Annotated in this window: 3 protein-coding genes; all 3 read left to right on the top strand. The window is 25.9% G+C overall.

What is annotated here, in order from left to right:
• The first annotated feature begins 231 nt into the window (after window positions 1–231).
• The 3 genes from BM384_RS15195 to BM384_RS15185 all read left to right on the top strand — a co-directional run bounded on the left by BM384_RS15195 (window position 232) and on the right by BM384_RS15185 (window position 3,762).
• Window positions 232–1,002 (top strand): methyltransferase domain-containing protein, encoded by a 771-nt coding sequence (locus BM384_RS15195; RefSeq protein WP_175537416.1) that lies wholly within the window; start codon window positions 232–234, stop codon window positions 1,000–1,002.
• Window positions 1,003–1,050: 48 nt separating this feature from the next.
• Window positions 1,051–2,220 (top strand): aminotransferase class I/II-fold pyridoxal phosphate-dependent enzyme, encoded by a 1,170-nt coding sequence (locus BM384_RS15190; protein ID WP_090014858.1) that lies wholly within the window; start codon window positions 1,051–1,053, stop codon window positions 2,218–2,220.
• 1,266 nt (window positions 2,221–3,486) lie between these two features.
• Window positions 3,487–3,762, top strand: a complete 276-nt coding sequence (locus tag BM384_RS15185) for an IS1/IS1595 family N-terminal zinc-binding domain-containing protein (protein WP_175537415.1) — start codon at window positions 3,487–3,489, stop codon at window positions 3,760–3,762.
• The last annotated feature ends 1,662 nt before the right edge of the window (window positions 3,763–5,424 follow it).

Below are 5,424 nucleotides of genomic sequence, written 5' to 3'. Positions count from 1 at the left end.
ATGTAAATAAATCAACTATGTTAAAAATCTCTTGTCTTTGTATCATTTGTTAATACCTCCGTTAGTGCAACTAATTAGTTTATGTATCTATAATTAGTTTTATCCAAAGAGGTACAAAAGATACTAGGAAATTTGAGTGATATAGAAATCTCGGCTTTTCGAAGCCTTGATATATAAGGGTTAAGAAATATGATTAACCCTAAGTATAGTATAAATATAGAGGTGATTATAATGTCTAACTTGAATTCAGAAAACTGCTTAGAATTGAATACTGAAAATATACTTCCAGCTCATGACCTTGCAGATAAAATTAAAGTAGAAAATCCAAGCACTATTCTCGACTTAGGATGTGGCATTGGCTATAGTACAAATGTCTTATTCAATAAATATCCAGGTGCTAAAATTTTAGGTTTAGACAACTCTGAAGAAATGATTCATAAAGCTGAAGAAAATCATCCAAACTTAAATTTTAAATTTTTTGATATAACTAAAGATTTATCATTTTTAAATAATAGCATGGATATTGTATTCTGCAATTCATGTCTTCAATGGGTTCCAGATCATAAGGCTTTAATTCCAAGACTTATTGATTTATTAACTGATAAAGGGGCTTTATGTATTCAAATGCCTTTAAACTTTAAACAACCAATACATAGACTAATTCATAGAACAGTAACAAGTGATAAATGGAAAGATCACTTTGAAAAAACAACAGAAATAAATGTAATTTCAGCAAACAAGTATTATGATATTTTAGCAGAAAGATGCTCTAAAATCGATATGTGGGTTACAACTTACTATCATGTTTTAGATAGTGCTGAAACTATTTTAAATATGTATAGAGGGACATGGCTTAAACCTTATTTAGAAGTTTTAGATGATGAAACTAAAAGAGAGTTTGAAGCTGATTTATTACAAGAAATTGAAAAGAACTATCCTCCTCAAAAGGATGGGAAAGTTATTTTTAAATTACCTAGATTATTCTTTATAGCAGAAAAGTAATTTTCTGCTTTTAATTATATAATAAATAAATTTTAGGGGGCAAAAATTTTGAATATTAATTTTTCAAAGAAGTTAGAATACTTCCAAACAGGAATATTTAATGTATTAAATGACAAAAAAGATGAAGTAATAAAAAATGGGGGCAAGGTTTATAATCTTTCTGTTGGCACACCAGATTTTAAACCTGACAAACATGTTATAGAGGCACTGCTTTCAAAAGCAAAGGATCCAGAGATGTGGAAATATTCTTTAGGGGATCTTCCTGAACTATTAGAGGCAGTATCTTCTTATTATAAGGAAAGATTTAATGCTACAGTTCATCCTTCTGAAATAATGTCAATCTATGGTTCACAAGAAGGTATGGCTCATATAGGTCTTTCTTTAGTTAATAAAGGCGACATAGTCCTTGTACCCAATCCAGGTTATCCAATCTTTGAAATAGGACCATATCTTGCAGGAGCAGAAATAAAATATTATGATCTTTTAGAGGAAAATAACTATCTTCCAGACTTAAAATCAATTCCACAGCATATTTTAGATAAAACTAAATTTATGGTAGTATCTTACCCTTTAAATCCAGTATGTGCCATAGCACCTTCAGAATTTTATGACGAACTTATTTCCTTTGCTAAGAAAAATAATATCATTATAATTCATGATAATGCTTACTCTGATATAGTTTATGACGGAAATATTGGAGGTTCTTTCTTAAGTCATGAAGGAGCTAAGGAAGTGGGAGTTGAATTTTATTCTTTATCAAAATCTTTTAATGTAACTGGTTCTAGAATTTCTTTTGTTCTTGGAAATAAAGATATTATAGACCACTTTAAAATGTTAAGATCTCAAATTGACTATGGTATATTTCTTCCTATTCAATATGCAGCTATTGCAGCTTTAACAGGTCCACAAGATAGTGTAAAGGCACATGCTAAAGAATATGAAAAAAGAAGAGATGCCTTATGTCGTGGACTTACTAAAATAGGCTGGAAAGTTAAAGAGAGTCAAGGCAGTATGTTTGTTTGGGCCAAAATTCCAAAAGGCTACTCTTCTTCTAATGAATTCTGTATGGAGCTTGTTGAGAAAACAGGAGTATTATGTACGCCTGGAAGTGCTTTTGGCTCTTTAGGAAAAGGATATGTTAGGTTTGCTTTAGTTCTTCCTTGTGATGTAATTGAAGAGGCTGTTAGAAGAATTGACGAAAGTGATATTTTAAAATAATTAAAATTGATTTTTATAAATAAAAAGAAACTGCTTATAGTTTTGGGAGATATAAGCAGTTTCTTTTTTTAGATTATATATAATCTATATCTTTTGGAAATAAAATATTTTATAATGGTTTTACTGTCATAATCATAATGTAAATTATTAATCATCTGTCATTTCATAGGTAGTAAAACTATGCCTAAGGATTCAATTAATAATTAATGTTTTAAAATTTAACTTGGGTAATAATCAACTTACATTATGATTATGTATTATTTATACCATATATAAAGCCTTTTGATTCATATATGATGTAAACGACTAACTTGTAGTTGTTAAATACCATCAAGAATTTAACTTATATAATACATAGTATATATTATTAACAAAAAAGGCTCAATTACAAAATAAATTGATAAATAAACTAGCTATTCCAACATAAGTGGACATCTTTTAAAATTCACATCTATATAAGAATGTTTTCCCTTTATAAACCAAAATAAATCTTTTTTATACTCATATGAATGCTATTTATCTTTTGAAATTTCTTTGAATTTTCCTTAATCTCCTCTTTTATTATCCTTTCTAAACATAACTTTTATTCATAATATAGCCTAAAAAAATATATAGAAAAAAGCTGCTTATAGATTATTTTGGGGGGCTATAAGCAGCTTTTTCCTATTAATCATTTACGATCTTCTGGAAATAAAATATTTTTATAATGGTTTTATATTCTCATAATCATAATGTAAATTATTAACCGTTTTCTTGTTTTATAAGTAGCAAACTATACTTAATAATACAATTAACGTTTGAAATTCAATTAGGGAAATAATCAACTTACATTATGATTATATATTACTTATATCACAAAAAACTTCTTTACTTTATTATTTGTTGCAAAAAGCATATTTTTTGTCTCGAATAACAAAGTATATACTATTTTTGTTATTTCTCAAAATTGTTACAGGAATAGCTCATAAAATTATGACCAGAAAGCATAGAGAAACATAAAAAGAAAGATAATATTTTTTTTAGTATAATTAAAAAACTTATACTGTTTAAATAAAAGAATTAAATTGTTGAATATAAACAAAAGCATTTTCTCCGATTTCTGACTGTAACTTATATATAAGTTACACTCTACATTTATACAATCTTTATAATTATGCTATGATAACTTCAAATTTAAAATTTAATCTCAGGTAATTATTTTGGCTGTGTTATGAATAAAAGTGATAAAAATAGGCAAGCATCTAAACATATGATGATTGTTAAGAAGTGATTGATTTGTGCTTAGATAACTATTTTAAGATTCTAGAAAATATAAAACTTTTAAGTAGTGCAGTCCAAGAAAAATCATTAATAGATACATTAATAGATATAAGTATACTTATTAATATTTCAAATAATGATGAGAGAACAGAACTAATTTTCCCCTATTATAAAAATAAATACATAGTTAAAAATAGTAAGAATAAAGAAACTCAAAGGTATCTATGCAAGACTTGTAGAAAATCTTTTGTTAATAATACCAATATTCTCTTAATAAAATAACAAATGAACTAAATATTGCAGTTAGCACAGCCTTTATATGCCATTAGAGAGCATTATAAATACTTATACTTATCCTCAAAGATTCAATGTGATGAAACTTTCTTTCAAGAATCCTTTAAGGGACGTTCACCTACATTTGAATAGCTAGTCTCACTTATCACTTTATTTAAAAATATAGCCAAAACAAAAACTTTTTATACCAAAAATGAGCCATTATAGCTCCTTTTTCTCTATATTAAAATTGCTTTGAAACACAAAAAACTACTTACTGTTTTGGGAGATCATAAGTAGCTTTTGTGGAAATAAAATTTTATAATAGTTTATATTCTAAAAAATCACAATGTAAATTTTCAAATCGTTATTTTATAGGTAGTAACTATGCTTAAGGAATACAATTAACGTTTTAAAATTTAACTTGGGTAATAATAAAATCACATTGTGATTACATTATTATTTATATCGCATTCAAAGTTTTTTATCACTTTTTTGTTGTTAATAACGAATAAAAATAAAAAAATAAAAAAAACAGATTTACATCTCTATTTTTTTATGATAAACTAACAACAATAAGCACAAAAAACTACTTATTGTTTTGGGAGATCATAAGTAGCTTTTTGTGGAAATAAAATTTTATAATGGTTTATATTCTAAAAAAATCACAATGTAAATTTTTAAATCGTCATTTCATAGGTAGTAACTATGCTTAAGGAATACAATTAACGTTTTAAAATTTAACTTGGGTAATAATAAAATCACATCGTGATTACATTATTATTTATATCACATTAAAAAACTTTTGTTGTTAATAACACATTTTTTGTTGTAAAAAAACCTCTTTTGTATAGCATAATTAAAATAGTTAACTTCAAAATTTTTATACAACAAAAGAGAACCTATTTACAATTTCGGGAGAATGTAAACAGGTTCTTCTCTAGAATCATAATTCTATGTTTTTTGGAAATAAAATAATTTTATAATGGTTTATCATTTAGTAATCATAATGTAAATTATTAATCGTTTTTCATAGGTAGTAAACTATGCTAAAGGAATACAATTAACGTTTTAAAATTTGACTAGGGAAATAATCAATTTACATTATGACTACATTAATATTTATAGCACACCATATAAATATTAAATCTTTTTTGTTGTTAACTGCACTTTTTTTGTTGTTAACAACATTTTTTATAAAAAAAGAAGTCAAAAAAATTTTTGACTTCTAAAATATGAGAGTAATATTTAACAATTACTTTAAGTATAAGCTATTTTCTATATTTTATATAAGGCATTCATAGCGGTGTGTTTGACTTAACTTATACAAAAAGTATATTTTATTTATAACATATAATTATACATTTTCTATAAACTCTGTAGTAAACTACAAAATATTTATATTAAATAACTTTTACATGTTTTCTAAAAGATATTCTGAGTACTTTGAACAGACCCCTGTCAAGTAGACAGGCAAAATAAATAAAATTTTTGAGAAAATGCGATCTTAATTAGGGTCGCATTTTCTATTCGATTTTTCTCTTTTTTCTAATAGCATAGCCTTGTATGCTAAAATACGTTTATTTTCAGGTATAGGATATTGCGCAGGGGGTATTGAAACCATTGCAGCCTGTCTCACTTCAGTAGGAGTAAGATTATTGAAGCGTTCTT

Source organism: Clostridium sp. DSM 8431 (assembly GCF_900116755.1).
In the GTDB taxonomy this organism is placed as follows: Bacteria; Bacillota; Clostridia; order Clostridiales; family Clostridiaceae; genus Clostridium.
The sequence above is the reverse complement of the archived record's forward strand: the minus strand, read 5'-3'. Positions and strand labels throughout refer to the sequence as shown.